The 22,693-nt window shown below is 47.3% G+C and carries 17 protein-coding genes; 15 read left to right on the top strand and 2 right to left on the bottom strand.

What is annotated here, in order from left to right:
* Positions 1–128: 128 nt before the first annotated feature.
* Positions 129–3,419, bottom strand: a complete 3,291-nt coding sequence (locus KTH90_RS02570; protein WP_238726204.1) for a hypothetical protein — start codon at positions 3,417–3,419, stop codon at positions 129–131.
* A 345-nt stretch (positions 3,420–3,764) separates the two neighbouring features.
* On the opposite strand from KTH90_RS02570, the gene KTH90_RS02575 reads away from it, so the two are divergent.
* The 3 genes from KTH90_RS02575 to KTH90_RS02585 all read left to right on the top strand — a co-directional run bounded on the left by KTH90_RS02575 (position 3,765) and on the right by KTH90_RS02585 (position 6,535).
* Positions 3,765–4,550, top strand: a complete 786-nt coding sequence (locus tag KTH90_RS02575; protein ID WP_238726205.1) for a MerR family transcriptional regulator — start codon at positions 3,765–3,767, stop codon at positions 4,548–4,550.
* A 546-nt stretch (positions 4,551–5,096) separates the two neighbouring features.
* Positions 5,097–6,035, top strand: coding sequence for a carbohydrate kinase family protein (locus KTH90_RS02580; protein WP_158352601.1), 939 nt, complete (start codon positions 5,097–5,099; stop codon positions 6,033–6,035).
* A 197-nt stretch (positions 6,036–6,232) separates the two neighbouring features.
* Entirely contained in the window at positions 6,233–6,535 is a 303-nt protein-coding gene (locus tag KTH90_RS02585; protein ID WP_158352600.1) for a DUF2752 domain-containing protein, read from the top strand.
* A gap of 95 nt (positions 6,536–6,630) precedes the next feature.
* Here KTH90_RS02585 and KTH90_RS02590 read toward each other — a convergent pair whose 3' ends face one another.
* Positions 6,631–7,026, bottom strand: coding sequence for a DUF4190 domain-containing protein (locus KTH90_RS02590; RefSeq protein WP_158352599.1), 396 nt, complete (start codon positions 7,024–7,026; stop codon positions 6,631–6,633).
* A 318-nt stretch (positions 7,027–7,344) separates the two neighbouring features.
* Between KTH90_RS02590 and KTH90_RS02595 the strand changes: the two genes are divergently transcribed.
* The 12 genes from KTH90_RS02595 (at position 7,345) to prfA (ending at position 22,322) form a co-directional block, all read left to right on the top strand.
* Positions 7,345–8,400, top strand: coding sequence for a tetratricopeptide repeat protein (locus KTH90_RS02595; protein WP_158352598.1), 1,056 nt, complete (start codon positions 7,345–7,347; stop codon positions 8,398–8,400).
* Positions 8,401–9,642 (top strand): GTPase HflX, encoded by a 1,242-nt coding sequence (gene hflX / locus KTH90_RS02600; RefSeq protein WP_238726206.1) that lies wholly within the window; start codon positions 8,401–8,403, stop codon positions 9,640–9,642.
* 147 nt (positions 9,643–9,789) lie between these two features.
* Entirely contained in the window at positions 9,790–12,153 is a 2,364-nt protein-coding gene (locus KTH90_RS02605) for a ribonucleoside triphosphate reductase (RefSeq protein ID WP_158352597.1), read from the top strand.
* A gap of 12 nt (positions 12,154–12,165) precedes the next feature.
* Positions 12,166–12,510, top strand: a complete 345-nt coding sequence (locus KTH90_RS02610; RefSeq protein ID WP_158352596.1) for a phenylpyruvate tautomerase MIF-related protein — start codon at positions 12,166–12,168, stop codon at positions 12,508–12,510.
* Positions 12,511–12,881: 371 nt separating this feature from the next.
* On the top strand, positions 12,882–14,351 hold the full coding sequence (locus KTH90_RS02615; protein WP_158352595.1) for an L-fucose/L-arabinose isomerase family protein: 1,470 nt from the start codon (positions 12,882–12,884) through the stop codon (positions 14,349–14,351).
* Between the two features lie 23 nt (positions 14,352–14,374).
* Positions 14,375–15,412, top strand: coding sequence for a LacI family DNA-binding transcriptional regulator (locus KTH90_RS02620; RefSeq protein WP_158352594.1), 1,038 nt, complete (start codon positions 14,375–14,377; stop codon positions 15,410–15,412).
* A 70-nt stretch (positions 15,413–15,482) separates the two neighbouring features.
* The gene (gene xylB / locus KTH90_RS02625; RefSeq protein WP_158352593.1) at positions 15,483–16,955 is read left to right on the top strand and encodes a xylulokinase; all 1,473 of its coding nucleotides are present in this window, start codon (positions 15,483–15,485) and stop codon (positions 16,953–16,955) included.
* Positions 16,956–17,211: 256 nt separating this feature from the next.
* Complete coding sequence (gene rho / locus KTH90_RS02630) at positions 17,212–19,008, top strand: transcription termination factor Rho (RefSeq protein ID WP_158352592.1); 1,797 nt, start codon at positions 17,212–17,214, stop codon at positions 19,006–19,008.
* Between the two features lie 109 nt (positions 19,009–19,117).
* The gene (rpmE, locus tag KTH90_RS02635) at positions 19,118–19,327 is read left to right on the top strand and encodes a 50S ribosomal protein L31 (RefSeq protein WP_158345848.1); all 210 of its coding nucleotides are present in this window, start codon (positions 19,118–19,120) and stop codon (positions 19,325–19,327) included.
* Between the two features lie 129 nt (positions 19,328–19,456).
* Positions 19,457–20,464: a DUF1385 domain-containing protein gene (locus tag KTH90_RS02640; protein WP_158352591.1), complete on the top strand. Its 1,008-nt coding sequence runs from the start codon at positions 19,457–19,459 to the stop codon at positions 20,462–20,464.
* Positions 20,406–21,245 (top strand): peptide chain release factor N(5)-glutamine methyltransferase, encoded by an 840-nt coding sequence (gene prmC, locus KTH90_RS02645; RefSeq protein ID WP_158352590.1) that lies wholly within the window; start codon positions 20,406–20,408, stop codon positions 21,243–21,245. Before KTH90_RS02640 ends, prmC begins: the two co-directional genes overlap by 59 nt.
* On the top strand, positions 21,246–22,322 hold the full coding sequence (prfA, locus tag KTH90_RS02650) for a peptide chain release factor 1 (RefSeq protein ID WP_158352589.1): 1,077 nt from the start codon (positions 21,246–21,248) through the stop codon (positions 22,320–22,322).
* The last annotated feature ends 371 nt before the right edge of the window (positions 22,323–22,693 follow it).

A 22,693-nucleotide genomic window follows, 5' to 3' on the forward strand; every position in this document is an offset into this window, starting at 1 on the left:
GATTCGAGGTGCAGGGCTTCCATCCAAACAAAGCTCATCAGTTTCAGCATCAGGCAAGCAAAACACGCCTCACTACTGGCTGTGAGCCATTCGTGAGGCGTTCTAAATTCACATACTTCTGTGACACATTAGCTATTTCTGTGTTTTCTTGCAGATATGCAAATGATGCCTACAAATGATACGGCAAGTGCAAGTACCCACATCATTGGGAAATCAGCATCTCCCGTCTCAACTGCAGTAACTTTCTGATCCGCTGAAGTTGGCTTTTGGCTATTTATATCTTGATCTGCACTGCTAGCTTCTTTTCCTTTGATCGTAAATTCTGTCTGTGCACTTCCGCTTGCAGAATGAATTGCAAGCGTATGCTTTCCTGCTGCTAAGGTTGTAAGATATTCCGGCTTCAGTTCTACAATGATACTGCCGGACACTGCCGTATAATTTTTTTGCTCAATAACTGTACCATCTACCGCTACATTCAGCAAATCAGCAAATGCTGCATCGCTCAGGAAAGAAAGTCCCTGATTACTGCCTTGTGTCCATACGCCATTCTCTCCTTTGATGATGGAGGGTTCAAGTTTATGTATAGATTCCGTCCTCGTCGCCTGACAGTCAGCTGCTGTACATGTAAATACCTTTTCTCCCCTAACTGACGCTGTTGGCTGTTTTGTAACAATTCCCTCGTCCCAGGTGTGAGCCGCCAATTCTCCATATTCCATACCACAGACTTCACACTGTGATTTTGCTTTACATGTAGCTGTGCCGCCTGTATGAGCGCTCCTTGCTGCTGTAGTTTCCCTGCCACATACACGACAGGTAATGGCAGTCGTACAGTCGCCATCATCAGGTTTTGGTGTATGTCCGGTTGCAGGAATCACCTTCCAATTCGCAAGGTCCGTAATCTCTGTTATGCAGTCTGCATCTTCAAAATACTTTCCGCACTCGCAGCTATAATATGGTTTGCTTCCTGCCTCTTCGCATTTTGCTTCCACCTTTTCACTCAATGTACCCACATGGACATGATCCAGCTTTGCCTCCGCTATATAACCACAAATCTCGCAGTGCTTGTCCGTCTCTTCCGTTGCTGCATCTACATTCCAGCTATGGTTCTCGCCTGCATCATCCTTTACTTCGCAGACAGAGCATACATGATAATGTTTCTCTGGATCGGCATTTTCAGCTTCGTAATTCGCAGACATTGTGTGCGAAGCGAATTCACCATATTCCATGCCGCAGACTTCACACTGTGCTTTTGCTTTACATGTAGCTGTGCCGCCTGTATGTCCGGTTGCAGGAATCACCTTCCAATTCGCAAGGTCCGTAATCTCTGTTATGCAGTCTGCATCTTCAAAATACTTTCCGCACTCGCAGCTATAATATGGTTTGCTTCCTGCCTCTTCGCATTTTGCTTCCACCTTTTCACTCAATGTACCCACATGGACATGATCCAGCTTTGCCTCCGCTACATAACCACAAATCTCGCAGTGCTTGTCCGTCTCTTCCGTTGCTGCATCTACATTCCAGCTATGGTCCTCGCCTGCATCATCCTTTGCTTTGCAGACAGAGCATACATGATAATGTTTCTCTGGATCGGCATTTTCAGCTTCGTAATTCGCAGACATTGTGTGCGAAGCGAATTCACCATATTCCATGCCGCAGACTTCACACTGTGCTTTTGTTTTACATGTAGCTGTGCCGCCTGTATGTCCGGTTGCAGGAATCACCTTCCAATTCGCAAGGTCCGTAATCTCTGTTATGCAGTCTGCATCTTCAAAATACTCTCCGCACCCGCAGCTATAATATGGTTTGCTTCCTGCCTCTTCGCATTTTGCTTCCACCTTTTCACTCAATGTACCCACATGAATATGTTTTCCTATCTCTATTACTGCACTTTCCGAAGCAAGAACTGTTTCGTTTGCTTTCACTCGAACCTGATAAGTTCCATTTGAAAGTCCGGTCAATGTGGACTCGGTAACTGCTGTCCAGCCGCTTGCTGCTGACAGTTTGTATTCCATTGTGTTGTCCACACCAGTAATTTTACCGTCATCCTGGTTGCTCGTAGTACATGCGACACCAGCAAGATTCATCGGTTTTGCCGCCTGTGTTACCGCAATTTCCTGCAAAGGAGAGTCTTTCGTTGTCGTTCCATTTCCGGCACGCTTGATTTGAATTATATTTCCAGCGTCTAGCCCTGTGAGCGTTACCGAAGTATTTGAGATATCAATCCACCCACCTGCTGTGCTGTTTTTGACCACTTGATACTTCATGCTGATGTCAACATCAGTCAATGTTCCACCGTTAGTACCCTCAGCCGTAAAAACGGCGTTTGGTGCTTCTGCGTCAATGAAGTCCGTAGCAATTGTTCCGGCCGTTATCGTCTTCGGGTCCTCTGAAATTTCTTTTAGTGACAAAAGATAACCGGCGCCGCCGTTCCAGGTATCGCCAAGGAACACTGCATATCCTTCCAACACATCGTATGAAATAACAACCCCATAAGCAACATGTGTTTCATTCTCTTTCAACTCATGGATCACAACAGATTTTTCATTCAATTCATACTGCTCTGCAACCTTACTTACAACAGATTGTAACCTTATATTATCCGTATTGTTCATACCAGCATAAGTTCCGGCCTTGGAAAACTTCCAGCTTCCATGATTTTGGCCTCTTGTACCATCCGCCAGCAATGGAGTTATAAGGCGACTCATCACTATCTTCGTATCTGCCTTAGCCGGATAACTCGGGTTTCTCTGTGCATCATAGGCATAAGCAAACGTAACTGCTTCCAGATCAAGGCTGACAACTGCACTAAAATCGTTTTCGTTATAATCATTCCTACCGGTAGCCGCCGTATACTGTGCTCTTCCATCCTGCACCCGAACCACGCATAAAAGATTGTCCGGATAATAGTGATTGTTATAATAAGTCCAGAGATAAATATAGTAATATCCATCATCACTCAGGGGGATATCCCCCTCCTTGAGGGATATTGTTAATTCATTATCCGAAGAACCTCCGGTAACTTTTTTTGTATCAGAAGCGGCGATAATACCGAAAATTCCATTCTTGCCCTTATCATATGCAACAGCATCATCATATGTCCCAAAAGAATTTCCATAAGTACCAAAATCTGTGAAATCACCGTGGGCTGGTTTCTCAGCTGTGGTCGAATTTAACTGCTTTTTCATCAATACCAACTGAACATTTGCGGCTGCTTTCCCAGATTCCCATCCAAAGATCGGTGTAATACTTTTTAACGCACCATTTGGATAATATGTAACATCCTTCTTTACTGTGACATTCTGTGCTGCTGCAGATACAGATAATGGCAGGGCCCCCACAACCATAACAACCATCAGCAGCATCATTATTAGCGACTTTATTTTTTTCCCTATTAGATTTCTTCGTTTTTTCAGCTTCATATCCGTCCTCTTTTTACGCTCCTTTTCTTTTTTTATATAAGCAGTGTCTGCTGGGCTTTGACTCTTGCATCTAATGCCCAACTCGCTATAATAAATTTACACCGTACATCAATGTGCGAGTCAATGCATTTCTTAAAATTGATAGTGTCAAGTGATGTATGAAAAAACTGAATCAAAAAAATAGGCTCAAATGAACCTTGAAAACTGTAGATATTGATAACAATAAGCTTACAAGATAAAAGGGATTTTTGAAGATTTCTTCAAAAATCCCTTTTATGCATCCGCATTTGCTACTATATGATAAAAATAGTGCGCCTGTCCTCAGGCGTTGGGGGAAAGAAAGTAATGAGAAAACATGATGGAAGCCTTTTCCAGATTGGAGAAGTAGCAAAAATACTCGGCCTCAGCCGGAAGATGATATTGAATTATGAAGATCAGGGGCTGGTGGTTCCCGCTGTCAAAGATGAGGTCAGTGGCTATCGCTACTACACTGCCGATAATATGACTCGGCTCCGCTCAATCCGGACCCTGCAGTCTCTCGGACTGTCGCTGAAAGAAGTGGCAGAGTATTACTATGATACAACAAACATTGACAGACACCTGCAGCGATTGATGGAAATGCGGGATGCATTGGACAAAAGTATTGAGATGCTGCAAGTCCGCTCGGCAAAATCTGGGGATTTCACCATACACTCTGTGGCTCTGCCCAGACAAATCTGCTTCTGCCGCCAGTATACATGCACAGATGTTTCCGAAGCCGCGATTCATTTGCGAAATACTTACATCGCTGCAGCCCGTACAGGGTATATGTCCATGGTTCGCTGCATGTTTACTGTTCGTCAGACTGCTAAGCCAGATACGCTCCATCTACTGTGTTCCATACCTGTCGAAGATTGTTTTAATGGACCGGAACGTCGTGAATTTCCGGAAACGCTTGCTCTATGCATCTACTATCGAGGTCCTTATGAAGGTATCGGAGATGCCAGACGTGCATTAAAGCAATATGTGAAAGAAAATAATATCTCTGTAAGCGGCTATTTTCGCTCTATTTTTTTAGAAGGCCCACCCACCCGCGGAACAAACAGTGCTGACTACATTACGCAGGTCGCTGTTCCAATTGCAGACAGGTGAAAGCAAAGTTAATTTGCGATGTCTTTGCTTACTACAAATTGCTTTGCTGTCTGTCTCGTGTTGTCTATTTTCGGTTTGCCTCCACGCCGGGAGTGCATCTGCAAATTGGTAATCAGCCCCATCCAGCCGTAGAAGCGTTCTGTGATAGGAAGGAACCTGTTGTTTTGACAGTATTAAATCTGAGAAAAGCAACCGCGGCCTGGACAGATTCTTTTTGGGAGCTAAATTATTTTTTTTCATATATTAGTCCATACTTGACAGCAGCATATCCGAATTCGCAGGTGGGGTATGGGGCGTTGTGTGTGAGGGACAGTCTGCCAGTATGAATTCATCTGGTAATGGGAAATGATTGTGGAAAGAAATACAGATACGACTGCTGCGGTAGAAAAAAATAGTGAAAATATTTTGACACGTAATGTAGGATTCGCTATAATAAAAGTGTTTCATCAAAGGGTTTTATATAAGTGCGTTTTACGGAAGTTTTGTATGGACCCGGGACTGGGCCGCCGGCAGTTAATTTGAAAAAGGATAGTGGAGGATGAAGACATGGATGTAATTTGTGTAGGGGAAATGTTGATTGATTTTATACCGGGCAGTGAGCCCTGCAGTTATGTAAAAAATGCAGGAGGAGCGCCAGCCAATGTGGCGATCGCGGTGGCCAGGAACGGTCTGGATTCCGGCTTCTGCGGTAAAATGGGCGATGATGATTTTGGCAGATTTCTGGCTGACACGCTGAAGGAAAACGATGTGAAGGTACTGTGTCCGGAATTGACCAGGGATGCGGTTACCACTATGGCGTTTGTTACACTGTCCGGGAATGGCGAGCGCACGTTTACATTTGCCAGAAAACCAGGGGCGGACATGCTGCTCACTGTGGGAGACATCGACCGCGCGAATCTGGATGCCACGAAAATGATCCATGCCGGCTCCTGCTCCCTGTCCAAAGGAAGCGCGTCTGACGCCACTATCTATGCGCTGAAGGCCGGACATGAAAAAGGAAAAATCGTAAGCTTTGATGTGAATTATCGGAATGTGATGTGGGATGATGATCAGGAAGCCGCAGCCAGAAAAGTATTTGAAATCCTCCCTTATGTGGATCTGCTGAAGATATCGGAGGAGGAAGTGGAAATGATGGGTGGGGAAGAGCATATTCCGAAGCTGATGGAGCAAAACCAGATCGCTTTGGTAGTGGAGACTCTGGGAGCGGAAGGAGCGAAATGCTTCTTTGGCGGCAAGGTTTTGAGAATTCCCGGACGCAGAGCCAAAGCAGTGGATGCCACCGGGGCAGGAGATGCGTTCTGGGGCGGGTTCCTGTCCAGCCTTTTGATCCAGGGCGTGGATCAGATCGATAAATTGGATGAAGCGAAGCTGCTCAAGGCGATGGAATATGGAAATGTCAGTGGATGGATCTGTGTGCAGAGTAAAGGGGCAATCTCTTCCCTTCCGACCAGGGACCAGATTGAAGCGGTATTGAACCAAAATTAATGGTTCCCGGATGCTATTACGTGTGCTATAATCGGTTCATGATGCAAAAACAAAGCGAATCTCAAAAAGAAAAACAGTATAGGATAAAATGGTATAGAAAAAGAATCTATAAAGAAAAATTATATAAGGCGGGGATATTGCTGATCCTGCCGGCAGGATTGGTTACTTTCCTATTTTTACATCAGTTTGGTGGCCGGATGGCCGAGCTTTTTCCGGCGTGTCTGTTCCGCAGGATGACGGGTTTTTATTGCCCCGGCTGTGGAAATACCAGGAGTGTGCTGGCTCTGCTGCATGGGGATATCTTTACGTCGCTTCGATATAATATTACCCCCGTGGTGCTGGGAATTGTACTTTCCCTGCTGTATGTGGAAGGGCTCACTTATGTATTCGGACGTCACAGGAAGATCCTTCCGCGGGACTGCCGGTTCTGGTGGGTTGTGCTGAGCCTTATGTTTTTATACTTTATAGCACGGAATTTTTTTCCATATCTCATACCATAAGAGAGGATAATAAAAGGAAATCATAACAGGAACATTTTTTCACTCACGAAAAAGGACCGGAAAGCATATACCGGTCCTTTTTCTCATTCATTTTTTTAGTACATACTATTAATGTCATATCCCATGTTGGTCAGGTAGCTGACTGCCGCTACGCCGACAATAAGTAGTACGATCGCTAATACCAATGAGATGATGGATGTAACAATACCCGCAATCGCCATGCCTCTTCCGGGAGCCTGTTTTTTTAACGCGATAATACCTAAAACGAGGCCGATAATACCGGTTACAAATGCCGCATATACATAACAGCAGGATACTACGATTGATACGATACCCAAAACCATAGAGGCGATCGCCATTCCTTTACCGCCCTGGGGCTGTTCGGGTTCGTAATAAGCCTGAGGCTGCTCATATACCGGCTGGTCGAATTGAGGCTGCTCAAAGGTTGGCTGTTCTTGTGTGTCTGGTACCTGATTGTTGTTTTCGTCCATTATGATATCCTCCTCATAAATTTAATGACGCTTTCATACTATCATAATTAATTAAAATTTACAATAAATCGGGCTCGACTGAATCTAAATTTTTCCTTAAGGTTTGTCAAAAAATGGACGGAAAGTGTTGATAACTTCGGGGTTTTCGTCAAAAACAGACCATCTTTTAGAGTTGTTAAATTTCTGTTAACTGAGAAAAATAAATGCCGGAACCTGCATATCCGTCAAATTTTATCTATATTTCCGGAGAAATCTTTGCTATAATGAAAGCCGTAGCAGGGAACCAAGAAGACAGGAGCAGACTACTGGAGGTTATTTATGAAAAGATTTCTCACCTGGTTATTGATTGCCGGAACGGTGCTGATGCTGTCCGGCTGCTCTAATACAAAACAGGAAATGGAACTGACGTATCGGGATCAGGGGATCAAGCATATGAATTCCGGGGATTACACGGCGGCGGTCACATCTTTTACCAAGGCGTTGCAGCAGGCCCCGGGACGTGTTCGGGAGCTGGAACTGGATATTTCCTATTATAAAGCAGCGGCTCAGTATAAGAGCAATGATTACAGCGGAGCTATTGATACCTACACGAATCTGATTGATTATAAAGCCAGTGCGGATCTTTATATTTTACGGGGATCGGCCTATATCGCCGCGGGTGAGACAGAGAAGGCCTATGCAGATTTTGACCAGGCGATGGAAATGGACGGGAAAAATTATGAGTCTTATATCCGCATTTATGAATCCTTGGTTCAAACCGATGCGGAGAAAGCAAAGGGATATCTGAATCAAGCGTTAAAGCTGGAGGGAAAGAAGGACAAAGACTACCTGAAACGGGGAGAGATCTATTATTATCTCGGAGATTACCAGAATGCGGAAAAAGAGCTGAAAGCGGCTCTGGAAAAAGAGAACACGGAAAGCCTGCTCTATCTGGGAAAAACCTATGAGGCGGTACAGGACCCGGACACTGCGTTAGATTACTACCAGCAGTATCAGGAAAAGGGCCAGGAAAGCCAGGAAGTCTACAATATTATGGGCGTGTGCAAAAGGAACAAAGGGGATTACGAAGGCGCCTTACAGAGTTTCCAGGCCGGGCTTACCATGACCGGAGACACTTCCTTCCGCCAGACTTTACTGTTTAACGAAGCGGTTGTGTACGAATATCTTCTGGATTTTGACACAGCGGCGTCTAAGATGGCTGCTTATCTTGAGGAATTCCCGGAAGATACGAAAGCGCAGAAAGAAAATGAATTCCTTCAGACCAGACGGACGAAATCAGCCGGGGAAGGCGATAATCCGGGAGAAAGTGGAGATACTGATGAAGGAGACAGCCAAAATCCGGAAGGACAGGATGGCGAAGGCGGAGAGGCATAAATGATAGAATTTGAAGAAATTAAGGAAAAAGTAATTTTAGTCGGAGTATCCTTAAATGACGGAGACGACACGCAAGACTCCCTGACAGAGCTTGAGGAACTGGCTTCCACGGCGGGGGCGCAGACGGTAGGCGTGTTGATTCAGACACGGACGCAGATCCATCCGGGGACTTATCTGGGGTCCGGAAAATTAGAGGAACTCTCGGAGATGATTTACGAGACTGGGGCAACCGGTATCATATGTGACGACGAACTCTCTCCGGCGCAGCTGCGGAATATGGAAGATGCACTGGACACCAAGATCATGGACCGCACGCTGGTGATCCTGGATATTTTCGCTAAGAGAGCGTCCACCAGCGAAGGAAAGATCCAGGTGGAGCTGGCCCAGTTAAAATATCAGCTGGCAAGACTGGTGGGGCTTCGAAGCTCCCTGTCCAGGCTGGGCGGAGGTATCGGCACCAGGGGCCCGGGTGAGAAAAAACTGGAGATGGACCGGCGGCTGGTGAAAGAACGGATCGCGCAGCTAAACCGGGAACTAAAAGAGGTCAAACGCCACCGCGAGGTTACGCGCAGCCAGAGGCAGAAGAATAGAATCCCGGTGGCCGCCATCGTAGGTTACACCAATGCGGGGAAGTCGACACTTCTGAATACGCTCACCGGCGCGCAGGTACTGGAAGAGGATCAGCTTTTTGCTACACTGGACCCCACTACCAGGAGTTTAATTCTGCCCAGCAATCAGCAGATACTGCTGACAGATACCGTAGGATTCATCCGTAAGCTGCCTCATCATCTGATTGAGGCATTCCGCAGCACATTGGAAGAGGCGAAATACGCGGATATGATACTACATGTTGTGGATGTGTCCAATCCACAGGTGGAAAAACAGATGTACGTAGTCTATGAGACACTGGCGGATCTGGGGATCGCGGGCAAGACTATAATCACCTTGTTTAACAAGCAGGACAAAGTGGCCGAACCTGTCGATTTACGCGATTTTAAAGCGGATAAGACATTGAAGATTTCAGCCAGAAGCGGCGAAGGGTTAGAGCGTCTGAAAGAAATCCTGGATGAGGTGCTCCATGAGCGCCACATGCTGTTGGAGCGGGTCTTTCCCTATGAGAAAGCCGGGCTGATCGCGCTGATCAGGGAGCAGGGAGGACTGATCAGCGAGGATTATCGGGATAACGGGATTTATGTAAAAGCATATGTGCCCAAAGAGCTTTATGCAAGAGTTTCTGGGTGATTATCGACACTAACACTATATTTTGTATGAAATTAATAAAACATACAAGATATAGTGTTTTTCTATTGACTCCCAATTAGAAATCTGCTACAATTTGATTGCTGACGTAAAGAGATTAATTGATGACATGGGAAGGATGAGAGTGAGATGTTTCGTGTAGTAAAGAGAGACGGCGAAGTGGCAGATTTTGATCTGGCCAAAATCAGTGGCGCAGTTCAGAAGGCATTCACCGCAACGGAAAAAGAATTTAATCAGGATATTATCGATTTGCTGTCCCTGAGAGTGACAGCAGACTTTCAGTCTAAGATCAAGGACAACCTGGTTCACGTGGAAGATGTGCAGGACAGTGTGGAGAAGGTTTTGGAACAGGCCGGCTACACCGATGTGGCAAAGGCCTATATTTTATACCGGAAGCAGCGGGAAAAGATCCGTAATATGAAGTCCACGATTCTGGACTATAAGGAAATCGTAAACAGTTATGTAAAAGTAGAAGACTGGCGTGTAAAAGAGAACTCTACCGTGACTTATTCGGTAGGAGGGCTGATCTTAAGCAACTCAGGAGCCGTGACCGCCAACTACTGGCTGTCCGAGATCTATGATGAGGAGATCGCCAGTGCGCACCGGAACGCGGATATACATCTGCATGATTTATCCATGCTGACCGGATACTGCGCGGGATGGTCCTTAAAGCAGCTGATCGAGGAAGGGCTGGGGGGTATCCGCGGAAAGATTACTTCCTCACCTGCGAAGCATCTGTCCGTGCTGTGCAACCAGATGGTAAACTTTCTTGGCATTATGCAAAATGAATGGGCCGGCGCTCAGGCGTTCTCATCCTTCGATACCTATCTGGCGCCCTTTGTTAAGGTAGATAACCTGAACTACCGGGAAGTGAAAAAATGTATTGAGTCCTTTATCTACGGTGTGAATACGCCCAGCCGCTGGGGTACTCAGGCTCCCTTCTCCAATATTACGCTGGACTGGACCGTACCCAACGACTTAGCGGAGCTTCCGGCTATCGTAGGCGGCAGGGAGATGGACTTCAAATATAAAGACTGTAAGATGGAAATGGATATGATCAATAAGGCCTTTATCGAGACTATGATCGAAGGCGATGCCAACGGCCGGGGCTTCCAGTATCCGATTCCCACCTACTCTATCACCAGTGATTTTGACTGGTCTGATACGGAAAATAACCGTCTCTTGTTTGAGATGACTGCGAAATACGGAACCCCGTACTTCTCAAATTATATTAACAGCGATATGCAGCCCAGTGATGTCCGCAGTATGTGCTGCCGTCTGCGTCTGGACCTGCGCGAGCTGCGCAAGAAAACAGGCGGGTTCTTTGGTTCCGGCGAGAGTACCGGAAGTGTGGGCGTTGTAACCATCAATATGCCCAGAATCGCTTACCTGGCCCAGAATGAACAGGATTTCTATAAGAGACTGGATCGGATGATGGATATTTCCGCCAGATCTTTAAAGATTAAGAGGGAAGTGATTACAAAGCTTCTGAACGAAGGCTTATATCCTTACACCAAACGTTACCTTGGTACTTTCGACAATCATTTTTCCACGATCGGCCTGATCGGTATGAACGAAGCCGGTTTAAACGCCAATTGGCTGCGCAAGGATATGACCCACGAAGAGACCCAGGAGTTCTCCAAGCAAGTATTGAACCATATGAGAGAGCGGCTGGCTGACTACCAGGAAGAATACGGTGATTTGTATAACCTGGAGGCTACCCCTGCGGAATCCACCAGCTATCGTCTGGCGAAGCACGACAGAAAGCGCTGGCCGGATATCATTACCGCAGGAAAAGAAGGGGATACTCCTTACTATACCAACAGCTCCCATCTTCCGGTGGATTATACAGCGGATATTTTTGACGCGCTGGATATTCAGGATGAACTGCAGACCCTGTACACATCCGGAACCGTATTCCACGCATTCCTGGGAGAGAAGCTTCCGGACTGGAAAGCGGCCGCGGCCCTGGTGCGTAAGATCGCGGAGAATTATAAACTTCCTTATTACACGATGTCACCGACCTACTCGATCTGCAAGACCCACGGCTATATCAGCGGCGAGCATTTTACGTGCCCTGAGTGCGGAGCGGAAGCGGAGGTTTACAGCCGTATCACCGGATATTACCGGCCGGTACAGAACTGGAACGAAGGAAAATCCCAGGAATACAAGAACCGTACCCTGTACGATATCGACAATTCCTGCATGAAGAGAGTACGGACCAATATCGTAACGGTATCCAAAGAGGATGTGACGATCACTCCGGCCCCCTCCATGAAATACCTGTTTACTACCAAAACCTGCCCGAACTGCAAGATTGCCAAAGAGATGCTGTCAGACGAACAGTATGAGCTGGTGGACGCGGAAGAAAATGCTGAGCTGGCCAAAAAATACGGTGTCATGCAGGCACCTACCCTGGTGGTAGTGGACGGCGAGGATACTCAGAAATATGTTAACGCATCCAATATTAAAAAATATGTGGACAAAAAATAGGAGTGATAAAGAATGCCCTGCATTAACGTCAAGACCAACGCGGAGATAAACAGTGATCAGGAGCAGACGGTTAAGGAGCAGTTGGGCCATGCCATAACCTGCATTCCCGGAAAAAGCGAGAGCTGGCTGATGATTACCTTTGAAGATCAGGTTCCTATGTACTTTAAGGGGAAAGCCGACCAGAGGATGGCGTTTGTGGAAGTGAAAATCTATGGCAGTGCTTCCGCGGAAGATTACGACCGGCTGACCGGTGAGATAACAAAGATATTGGAAACAAATCTAAGCATTGCTCCATCACAGATCTATGTAAAGTACGAAGAGGTCAGCTATTGGGGATGGAATGGCAATAATTTTTAGATGATTTAATGGACTTAGTCCCGCGAAACCTGCGATGTGTGCAGGTTTTGGCGGGGCTTTTTTTGTTTCATAGGAAAGTGCTCCTATGAAATAAAAAACGCTCCGCGGGATCGCACAGCGGCGGAAAGGAAGATGCCGCTTACGCGGCCCGCCGCAGGCGGAGAGTTTCGCAAGCGAAACTCTTTTTCAGCTGACCTAAGTTTTAAGCCGCTGACTCACCCAGCCCCGGGGAAAGTATCGTATTGAACAAAATTTATTTGCAATAATGATTGACAAGATTCGCAAAGAGAGATACTATTATATTTATAAAATGTGCTCGAGCACAAACGTAAACGATGCCTAAAATACTAGAAAGAAAAGGAGATTAGAACATGAATAACATACCAGTTGTAAAAGCAGGAATCGTAGCGGTATCCAGAAATTGTTTTCCCATGTCGCTGTCTGAGAACAGACGGAAAGCGGTAGTGAAGGCTTATCAGGACAGATATGGTGATATCTATGAATGTCCGACCTGTATTGAGACGGAAGTCCATATGAGAAAGGCTCTGGCTCAGGTCAGGGAGGCAGGGTGTAACGCTTTGATAGTATATCTTGGCAATTTTGGCCCTGAGTCGGCGGAAACCTTGCTGGGGAAGGAGTTTGGCGGACCGGTTATGTACATAGCGGCGGCGGAAGAGACCGGTGATAATCTGGTGGGCGGGCGCGGAGACGCTTACTGTGGTATGCTGAATGCCAGCTATAATCTGGATCTGCGGAATATAAGGGCTTATATTCCGGAAAATCCGGTTGGAGATGCACAGGACTGTGCGGACCGGATCGCAGAATTCCTGCCGATTGCCAGAACGATAATCGGTTTGCGGAATTTGAAAGTGATTGGTTTTGGTCCCAGACCGCAGGATTTTCTGGCGTGTAACGCTCCGATCAAACAGCTTTATAACCTTGGCGTTGAGATTGAAGAGAATTCAGAGCTGGATCTGTTTGAGGCTTATCATAATCACGCCGGTGATCCGAGGATACCGTCTGTGGTGGAGGAAATGGAGGCAGAATTAGGAGCGGGAAATAAAAAGCCGGAGATTTTAGCCAAGCTGGCGCAGTATGAGGTTACTTTGCTGGACTGGGTGGAGGAACACAAAGGTTCCAGGGATTATGTGGTAATCGCCGGGAAATGCTGGCCGGCTTTTCAGACACAGTTCGGATTCGTTCCCTGCTATGTGAATGGACGCCTGACTGCCAAGGGGATTCCGGTGTCCTGCGAAGTGGATATCTACGGAGCTTTAAGTGAATTCATCGGAATGTGCATCAGCGAAGATACAGTGACTCTGCTGGATATCAATAATACAGTTCCTAAAGATATGTATCAGGAAGAGATCGCCGGTAAGTATTCTTATGGCCTCAGCGACACTTTTATGGGATTCCACTGTGGAAACACGGCTGCGGGAAAACTGAGCTTCTGCGAAATGAAATATCAGATGATTATGGCCCGTACTCTGCCTGAAGAAGTGACCCAGGGAACTCTGGAGGGAGATCTGGTTCCGGGGGAGATCACCTTCTACCGCCTGCAGAGTACCGCGGACGCAAAATTGAAGGCATATGTGGCCGAGGGCGAGATCCTTCCGGTAGCGACCAGATCTTTCGGCGGAATCGGAGTATTCGCTATTCCCGATATGGGAAGATTTTATCGTCATGTACTGGTGGAGAAACACTATCCGCATCACGGAGCGGTAGCTTTCGGACATTTTGGGAAAACCTTGTTTGAGGTATTCAAATATTTGGGAGTGGAGGATATCGGATTTAATCAGCCGAAAGAGATGAGATATCCTTCGGAAAATCCATTTGCATAGTAGAATTTAACGGAGACGAGCTTATGTCGGTGACAATCAAACAGATCGCGGAAAAAGCGGGTGTATCCAGAGGGACCGTAGACCGGGTCATTAACAATCGGGGCCATGTCAAGCCTGAGATAGAAGAACGCATACAAAAGATCGCGGTAGAACTGGGATATCGGCCGAATGCGGCCGGGAAAGCCCTGGCGGCTCGGAAGAAGAGTTTTATCATAGGTGTGATTCTGTGTGCCAGAGGGAATGAATTCTTTGATGATATCTTAAAGGGAATCAAAGGAGCGGAACAGGAAGCTTCCGAATTCGGCATTCAGGTACAGGTGATGACTATGAAGGGATATCAGGTGGAAGAACAGCTTCGGCTTATGGATCAGCTGGAAGAACAGATTCATTTTCTCATCCTGAACCCGATCAACGACGAGCGGATAGCCAGAAAAATCAATGATCTGTCAGAAAAAAACATACCGGTGATCACCGTGAATACGGATATCGAAGGCAGCCAAAGACTCTGTTACGTGGGCTGCGACTATCTGAAAAGCGGGCGAACGGCATGTGGAATCCTGGGTATCGCGACAGACGGCAAAGGACAGGTGGGCATCGCGGCCGGCTCCGTGAAAATTCTGGGTCATAATCAACGGATCAGAGGTTTCTTCGAGACGCAAAAGAATAGATTTCCCGATCTGCGGATTCTGGACATCATAGAGACGGAGGATGACAAAGAGACCGGCTATGCCCAAACGCTTGCCATGCTAAAACGGCATCCCTCTATGGATGCGGTATACATAGCAGCGGCAGCGGCCGATGGGGTGTGCCGTGCGGTGGCTGACTGGCAGAGACAGAATATGGAAAGTCCCCACCCTGTAAAAATAGTTGGCAGCGACCTGACGCCGGCCATAACGAAACTGCTGAAAGAAGAAAAAATTCTGGGCACCATCTGCCAGCAGCCATGGACCCAGGGGTATCAATCCGTTACCCTGGCTGTTCATTATCTGGTCAACGGACAGAAACCGGACAGACAATACTTCTATATGAAAAATGAAATAAAAATACCGGAGAATCTATAGCGAAAGTTACTCAAGTTCGCTGTGAGTTTTGAACGCCTGCCTTCTGCAGGATAAATGAAAGGAGGATATTATGCTCTATATAGGTATTGATCTGGGAACCTCGGCGGTTAAATTACTGCTGATGGACGCCCAGGGCAGCATCCAAAAGATCGTATCCCGTGAATATCCCTTATATTTCCCACACCCGGGGTGGTCGGAACAGAACCCGGAAGACTGGTACGAGCAGACGATAGAAGGGATTCGTGAACTGCTTGCAGGCACGGACAAAGAACAGGTAGCCGGCATAAGCTTTGGGGGCCAGATGCATGGTCTGATTATTCTGGATGAAAAAGACCAGGTGATCCGCCCGGCTATTCTCTGGAATGATGGCCGGTCCATCAAAGAATGTGAATATCTGAACGGTGTGATCGGAATGGAAAAACTGACCGGTTATACCGCCAACATCGCGTTTGCTGGTTTTACCGCTCCAAAACTATTGTGGGTAAAAGAAAATGAACCGGAAAATTTCCAGAAAATCAGCAAAATAATGCTTCCAAAAGATTATCTAGCTTACCGTCTGACCGGTGTCTTCTGTACGGACGTATCCGATGCCTCCGGTATGCTGCTCTTTGATGTCAAAAACCGCTGTTGGTCCAAAGAAATGGAAGAAATCTGTGGAATACGGGAAGCGCAGCTGGCTCGTGTATACGAGAGTTATGAATGTGTCGGTACGATAACAAACAAAATCGCTGAGACGCTGGGCCTGCCCCGGTCAGTCATCGTAGCCGCGGGAGCAGGTGACAACGCTGCCGCAGCAGTGGGAACCGGAACTGTAGGCGACGGTATGTGTAATATATCTCTTGGGACTTCCGGAACCATCTTTATTTCCAGTAAAAACTTCGGGGTGGATGCCCACAACGGCCTTCATTCTTTCGCCCATGCCGATGGGCATTACCACCTCATGGGCTGCATGCTCAGCGCCGCATCCTGCAACAAATGGTGGATGGATGACATTCTGCAAACCGCTGACTATCAGGCAGAGCAGGACAAAATACCGGCGCTTGGCCGCAATCACGTGTTTTTTCTGCCTTACCTGATGGGAGAGCGTTCCCCGCATAATGATCCCAATGCCAGAGGAACCTTCATCGGAATGACGATGGACACCACCCGGTCCGATATGACACAGGCGGTCCTGGAGGGGGTAGCCTTCGCTCTGCGCGATTCCCTGGAGATCGCCAAAGACCTGGGTATCCACATGGAACGCACTAAAATCTGCGGCGGCGGGGCCAGGAGCCCTCTATGGCGGCAGATGATCGCCAATATCCTCAACCTGAAAGTAGACCTGATCGAGGTGGAAGAGGGGCCTGCTTATGGTGGAGCGATACTGGCGGCAGTAGCCAACAAAGAATTCGAATCCGTAGAGGAGGCTGCCAAAAAACTGATCCGTATCACCGCTACCATAGAACCGGATCCTGAAACGGTGGATCTCTATGAAGAGCGCTATCAAAAATTCCGCAGGATTTACCCTGGACTTAAGGAGATTTTTAAAGAGATTATGATATAGTTTAACTTGCAGTCTCCCGGAGACAGGAACAGAGCCTTTGAACCGGGAACACATCATGTGTTCCCGGTTCAAAGGCTCTTGCTGTCGGATCGTTTTTACATCAGTCTTTTCTACAAAGGAAAAACCGCTTGTCAATTTTACTTCCTGTGTGTATAATAAAAATAATTGGAAATTAAAGTCATAGTCGTTTCTGACATGAATCCCAGCATGTAAACCAAAACGGTAATACAGAACAGAATAAATAAAGGAGAATAGCATGAATCGGGAAAAATACGAATCGTTATCACTGGCAGCGCTGAAAGACATCGCGAAGGCCCGCGGCATGAAAGGGACCTCCGGGCTGCGTAAAGGCGACCTGATCCAACTGATGCTTGTAGAGGATCAGAAGGCGGAAGGGGAGTCGGCCAAGGCAGCCGAACAGGATGAGAACAGGCAGGAAAAGGAAGAACTGAAACAGCATAAAGAAGGACTGAAACAGGATAAAGAAGAAAAACAGGCGGTAAAGCCGCTGAACGAGACGAGGAAGAGAGTCGTGTCCAGCCAGCAGCGACCGCGATATAAGAACCAGACCAGGGAAGAGGTAAGATCCCAAACTTCGCCCCGGGAAGAAACAAATCAGGCCACGGCTAGGGAAGAGACAAGAAATCAAGCCTCGCCCCGGGAAGAGACAAGAACTCAGACACCGTCCAGAGCAGAAGAACGAAACCAGTCTCCGTCCCGGGAGGAGACCAGGAATCAGGTGCAGACCCGGGAAGAATCAAGGAGTCAGACGCAGTTCCGAGAAGACTCAAGAACCCAGGCACAGTCCCGGGAGGATATCAGAATCCAGCCGCAGCCTGAGCCCAGGGAAGATAGGAAGCAGGAAAACCGGGAAGACAGGCAGGATGGAGAGAGCAGAGCGAATGTCCCGGATATGGAACAGCTGGACAGTGGTGTGACGGCCAATGGAATACTGGAGGTACTGCCGGATGGCTATGGATTTATCCGATGTGCTAATTATCTCCCAGGAGAAAATGATGTCTATGTATCCCCATCTCAGATCCGCAGATTTAATCTGAAAACCGGTGATATCTTATGCGGCAATACCAGGATTAAAACCCAGCAGGAAAAGTTCAGTGCGTTACTTTATTTAAAGAGTATCAATGGCTTTCATCCTTCAGAGGCGAACCGCAGATTTAATTTTGAAGACATGACGCCTATATTCCCCAATAAAAGACTGCGTCTGGAACGTTCACAGTCCAGCATTGCCATGCGTATCGTGGATGTCATTTCTCCGATCGGAAAAGGGCAGCGTGGTATGATCGTCTCTCCCCCGAAAGCAGGTAAGACGACCCTGTTAAAGGATGTGGCCAAGTCGATTATAACCAATAATCCGGAAATGCATCTGATTATCCTGCTGATCGATGAACGGCCGGAGGAGGTTACAGATATCAAGGAAGCGATCGAGGGACAAAACGTGGAAGTGATCTACTCCACTTTTGATGAGCTTCCGGAACATCACAAACGGGTGTCGGAGATGGTGATCGAGCGGGCGAAGCGCCTGGTGGAACACAGGAAGGACGTAGTGATCCTGCTGGACAGCATAACGAGACTGGCCAGGGCCTATAACCTGACAGTGCCGCCCAGTGGAAGAACGCTTTCCGGAGGTCTGGACCCGGCGGCCTTACACATGCCAAAACGATTTTTCGGAGCCGCGAGAAACATGCGGGAAGGGGGGAGCCTTACGATTCTGGCTACCGCTCTCGTGGATACGGGCAGTAAGATGGATGATGTGGTATATGAGGAGTTCAAAGGAACCGGTAATATGGAGCTGGTTCTGGACAGAAAGCTTCAGGAAAAACGGATTTTCCCGGCCATCGACATACAGAAGTCCAGTACCAGAAGAGAGGATCTGCTCCTGACCAGGGAAGAACAGGAGGCGGTTTATCTGATGCGCAAGGCGCTGAACGGCCTGCGCACCGACGAAGCTGTGGAAAATATACTGAATATGTTTGTGCGGACCAAGAACAATATGGAGTTTGTACAGATGGTTAAAAAAACAAAATTTATTTAAGAAAAACTTGCAATCAGCTCGTGGGTATGATACAATATGAAAGCTGTTTATTAGTAACGTATGTAAGATCCCCAAGGGGACAGAAAGTAGATATAGAGAGGTGAAAACAATGAGAGAAGGAATTCATCCGACATACCATCAGGCTACGGTAACCTGCAACTGCGGAAATACTTTTGTAACCGGATCCACAAAGAACGAAATCCACGTGGAAGTTTGTTCCAAATGTCATCCGTTCTACACCGGACAGCAGAAAGCAGCATCCGCTCGCGGACGTATCGATAAGTTCAACCGTAAGTATGGCATGAACGAAAACAAATAAGGCAGATAGAGAAGGTTGAGGTTATTTAATCTCAACCTCATTTTTTAAGAAAATGAAAGGGAGTTTCGCAGGGAAACTCTTTTTTCCGTAAAATGTATGGCGCAGTCATGAGCCATTGGAGGTAAACATATGAAATCTTCAGGAATCGGCGGGCAGGCAGTGATCGAGGGTATCATGATGAAGCATGGGGATGAATACTCTGTTGCCGTGAGAAAGCCCGATGGGGAGATAGAATTACAGATTAGTAATTATGAGGGTGTAATAAAGAACGCAGGGATTAAGAAATGGCCGTTTATCAGAGGGATATTTGCATTTATCGATTCCCTGGTGCTGGGAATGAAGACGCTGACCTTTTCGGCCAGCTTCTATGAAGAGGAAGAAGAAACCCAGGCATCCAAGGCGGATCAGGTCATGGAGAAGCTGTTCAAAGATAAGGCGGAGAAGGTAGTCATGGGACTGGCTATCGTTCTGTCGGTGGTATTGGCGATCGGGATCTTTATGGTACTGCCGCTTTTGATTGCCAACTATTTTAAGAAGTACATCATTTCCTATACAGTGCTTGCGATTATAGAAGGGGCTATCCGTATTATCCTGTTTATATCCTATGTAGCACTGATTTCCTGTATGAAGGATATCAAACGGGTTTACATGTATCATGGAGCCGAACATAAATGTATCAACTGTGTGGAGCATGGAAAAGAACTGACCGTGGAGAACGTGCGCAGCAGCTCAAAACAGCATAAGCGCTGCGGCACCAGTTTTCTTTTGATGGTTGTTATTATCAGTGTATTTTTCTTCATGTTTATCCGGGTGGATTCGCCGGTACTGCGCCTGCTCAGCAGAGTTCTGCTGGTGCCGCTGATCGCTGGAGTGGCTTACGAATTTATCCGCCTGGCCGGCAATACGGACAATAAGCTGATCGAAATCTTAAGTAAGCCGGGCCTCTGGATGCAGGGGCTGACGACGAAGGAACCGGATGACAGCATGATCGAGGTAGCGATTACCGCTGTGGAGGCTGTTTTTGACTGGAAAGCATATCTGACCGAAGAATTCGGCGCAGAACAGTTGGGAGATAAGCATGACGTTTCAGGAAGCAAAAGTATACGGAGAAAAGAAGCTGGCACAGTCACAGATTGAGGAATACCGGTTTGACGCGTGGTATTTACTGAATTTCGCTTCCGGACTCACGAATGCGCAGTATCTGCTGCACCAGCGGGAACCCATGGACGACGGTATGTGGGAGAATTATGACCGGCTTCTGGATGCGCGCTGCGCGCATATCCCGCTTCAGCATCTGACCGGGGAACAGGAATTCTACGGCCTTGCGTTTCAGGTGGACCGACGGGTGCTGATACCAAGACAGGATACGGAAGTTCTTGTGGAGGAAGCGAAGCGAAGGCTGATGCCGGGTATGAAAGTGCTGGATCTGTGTACGGGCTCAGGGTGCATTTTATTAAGTTTATTATATGGAAGAAATGATATATTCGGCATAGGTACGGATATATCCGCAGAAGCGCTGGAAGTTGCAAAAATGAATTCCGGACGGCTTGGTGTGGATGCAAGCTGGCGTCAGGGAGATCTCTTTGAACAGATAGAGGGGCAATTCGATTTGATTGTCTCGAATCCTCCCTATATTCCCACGGAAGTGATCGAAGGTCTGATGCCGGAGGTCAGGGATCACGAACCCTTATCAGCTCTGGATGGCGGAGCGGACGGACTGGATTTCTACCGGAGGATCGGCGCCGAAGCGGACGGTTATCTCACGCCGGGTGGATGGCTCTATCTGGAAATCGGATATGATCAGGGAGAAACGGTGTCGTCACTGTTGAAAGAGCATAATTATGAAGAAGTCCGGGTGATCAAGGACCTGGCAGGTTTAGACCGCGTAGTGTGCGGGAGATTAAAGGAGGAATTATAGATGTTTGACAAACTGGAAGACTTATTGATACGGTTTGAAGAAATCATGAGCGAACTGAATGAGCCTTCGGTAGTCAATGATCAGAATCGTTTCAGGACGCTGATGAAAGAGCAGAACGATTTGGCGCCGATTGTAGATGCCTATCAGGAATATAAAAACTGTAAGCAGAATATCGAGGACAGTCTCGCTATGCTGGAGGAGGAATCCGACGAGGAGATGCGGGAGCTGGCTAAGGAAGAGTTAAATGAATCCAAGGACCGGATGACGCAGTTAGAGCATCAGCTAAAGATCCTGCTGCTGCCCAAGGACCCCAACGATGAGAAGAATGTAATTGTGGAGATCCGGGCCGGTGCAGGCGGAGACGAAGCGGCGTTATTTGCTGCTGAGATATACCGGATGTATGTCCGGTTTGCAGAGCGGAACCGCTGGAAAACAGAAATGATCAGTGTGAATGAGAATGGAATCGGCGGCTTCAAGGAAGTCATATTTATGATTACCGGCCAGGGTGCGTATTCCAAATTAAAATATGAGAGCGGTGTACACCGTGTGCAGAGGGTGCCTGAGACTGAATCCGGCGGCCGCATCCATACTTCGACCATTACCGTTGCGATCATGCCGGAAGCGGAAGAAGTGGACGTGGAGCTGGACATGAATGACTGTAAATTTGACGTGTTCCGGGCATCCGGAAACGGCGGCCAGTGTGTCAACACGACGGACTCTGCCGTGCGTCTGACCCACATCCCCACAGGGATCGTGATTTCCTGCCAGGATGAAAAGTCCCAGCTGAAAAATAAAGACAAAGCGCTGAAAGTGCTGCGATCCAGGCTATATGAACTGGAGCTGGCGAAAAAACATGACGCCGAGGCGGAAGCCAGAAGAAGCCAGGTGGGAACCGGGGACCGTTCCGAGAAGATCAGAACCTACAATTTTCCGCAGGGACGTGTAACGGACCATCGGATTAAGCTGACTTTACACAAGCTGGATTCCGTGTTAGACGGGGATCTCTATGAGGTCATCGACAGTCTGATCGCCGCAGACCAGGCGGCTAAGCTGAGTAATCTGCAGGAAGCCTCCTGAACATTCCTGAACAGGAATGTGAAAGAAACGTTCTGATGATATAACATAATTTCATGCAGTTAAAATGGTTTGGTTTTTACAATCAAACCATTTTTTATAGCTATGAGCACTTAGCGGCTGTCTTTGGCCGCTTACGTGCGATGCATGAAAAATAGTCAGCGAGGCTTTTTCGAGCACTACTATTTTTTATAGCTATGAGCACTTAGCGGCTGGATGAGTCATACGGTATAAAATATTGAAAAATCTGTGAAATGAAAATAGAGCATTTACTTTTATATAAGAAGATGATTATAATAGTTGTTAAGGCTGTGAAGCGCTGGGCAGCAAAAGAGGATAGAATTATGACAGTGTACGTGGGTCATGCTGAGGAA

It is taken from the genome of Diplocloster modestus (assembly GCF_019042245.1).
GTDB lineage: Bacteria > Bacillota > Clostridia > Lachnospirales > Lachnospiraceae > Diplocloster > Diplocloster modestus.